Annotated in this window: 1 protein-coding gene; it reads left to right on the forward strand. The window is 29.2% G+C overall.

Going from position 1 to position 2,023, the window contains the following annotated elements; translation table 11 throughout:
* Positions 1 to 266 precede the first annotated feature (266 nt).
* Positions 267 to 1,916: an ATP-dependent nuclease gene (locus tag RT250_RS13380; RefSeq protein WP_313115382.1), complete on the forward strand. Its 1,650-nt coding sequence runs from the start codon at positions 267 to 269 to the stop codon at positions 1,914 to 1,916.
* Positions 1,917 to 2,023: the final 107 nt, after the last annotated feature.

Genomic DNA, 2,023 nt, shown 5'->3' on the forward strand with positions numbered 1-2,023 from the left:
CGACTTGTCATCATAATGTCCTTAATTTCTTTTCTTATTATAATTATTTGTTTGTAACGTTTTTGGGGATTCTTGGTGTTAAATTCATATTATTTTTGTGTAATTGTTGACAATTATTGGACAAGATATTACTTCCCGAAATAAAATTTTAATTATTTGTGCTATGTTTGAATGTGATAGTATTATAATTGCGGGTATATGCGATATATACGCCATGAATTAATATGATGCTTCGGATATACTTATGTTAGCCACAATTTGGAAGAATGAAAATAAAAGGATTTGGAATAAGTAATTATAGAAGTTTTGACAACGAAGGTGTCTATCTAGACAATCTTAAAAAGATTAATGTCATAATCGGAAAAAATAATTGCGGTAAATCAAACGTTTTAAGATTCTTACAGAGTTTAAATTCAAACCTTAAAGATTTAAACAAGTTCCCAAACGATATTCAAAATCAGCACAGGAGAAATGGAAAACAGACAATTCTCAAATTAAAAATCAAAGGTGATGATTTACCAATTGATAAAAACAAAATTCGTTATTCATCAGGATTTGACCACAACGGATTTTTAGAAGACTATCATTTCTTTGAATTTTCATTAAACTCTCAAACAATTGAGTTACCAAAAGTTTTTTCTACTCTTACTCAAAATCAACTTTTACCATATCAAAGGAGTTATGCGAGTGCTAGTGAAAGTCAGTTATTAGATGCTATTAAAAAGAATTTTACACAAACAATAAAGAATATTGTATCTAATACATTCAATGATTTAATATACATTCCTCATTTAAGAGTTATTCAAGAAGGACATACATTTGGAGATTCAAATTCATCAATAAACGGCTCAAACATAATTAGTAAAATGTTTGAAATGCAGAATCCAGTTATTGGTAATGAATCTTCTCGAGATAAATTTAATTTAATACAAAGGTTTGTCAGAGATTTAATAAATAAGCCTGATTTAGAAATAGAAATCCCTCACACAAAAAAGGAAATTGTTTTAACAATCGATGAAAACAGATTACCATTAGAATCGTTTGGAACAGGAATACATCAATTAGTTTTATTATGTAGCACTCTTGTAATTCACGAAAATTCGATTGTCTGTATCGAAGAACCAGAAATACATCTTCATCCAGAATTGCAAAGAAAGTTTATCAAGTTTTTAGAAAAAACAAAAAATATATATTTTTTAACCACTCACTCTAACATTTTTCTAGATTCTAGGTATAACACGTCTGTTTATCACGTTCAAAATGATGGATTAAAATCATCAATTTTTAATGCCAATAGGACTGCAAAAACATTTTCTATCCTTAATGATTTGGGTTATCATTCGAGTGATATTTTACAAGCTAATGGAATAATTTGGGTCGAAGGACCAAGTGACAGAACTTATATCTTAAAATGGATTGAATTATTAGATAAAACATTAATTGAAGGGCTTCATTTTTCTATAATGTTTTATGGAGGCAGGTTGCTTTCTCACTTATCATTTGATAGCGAACAAATTATTTCAGAATTGATTCCGCTACTAAGACTTAATAGAAATGCATTTGTCGTAATGGATAGAGATGGCTTTTCTAGTCAGACCAGAATAAATAAAACCAAATCTAGAATAAAACAAGAATTAGGTGATAGAAATTCTTGGGTTACAAAAGGCAGAGAAATAGAAAATTATCTCACATCTAAAACTAAAAAAAGTTGGTTAGGCATCGATAAATTAAAAATCGATTCTAATAAGAAATTGGAAGATATAATTGCAAAGGTTAGTACAAAGAAATATGCGTCTGCTAAAAGTAAGTTGTCATCTGAAATAGTTAAACATATTGATATGGATGATTTAGACATTCTCGATTTAAAATTGAAAATGAATCAATTAGTAAAAAAAGTAGGAACTTGGAATGGATAAAAAACTGTGGCTAATAACTAAGCATTCGTGTGGTCGGTACGACCCAACATGAATGCAGTGTTGACTGAACCGGTGTATGTCGGTTTGCCCTTATGGGGATTGGTCTA

It is taken from the genome of Aequorivita sediminis (assembly GCF_032080575.2).
GTDB classification, from domain to species: domain Bacteria; phylum Bacteroidota; class Bacteroidia; order Flavobacteriales; family Flavobacteriaceae; genus Aequorivita; species Aequorivita sediminis.

Bases quoted from the DNA above. Each gene is read 5' to 3' on its own strand.
- RT250_RS13380 (WP_313115382.1), top strand. From the start codon at position 267: ATGAAAATAAAAGGATTTGGAATAAGTAATTATAGAAGTTTTGACAAC.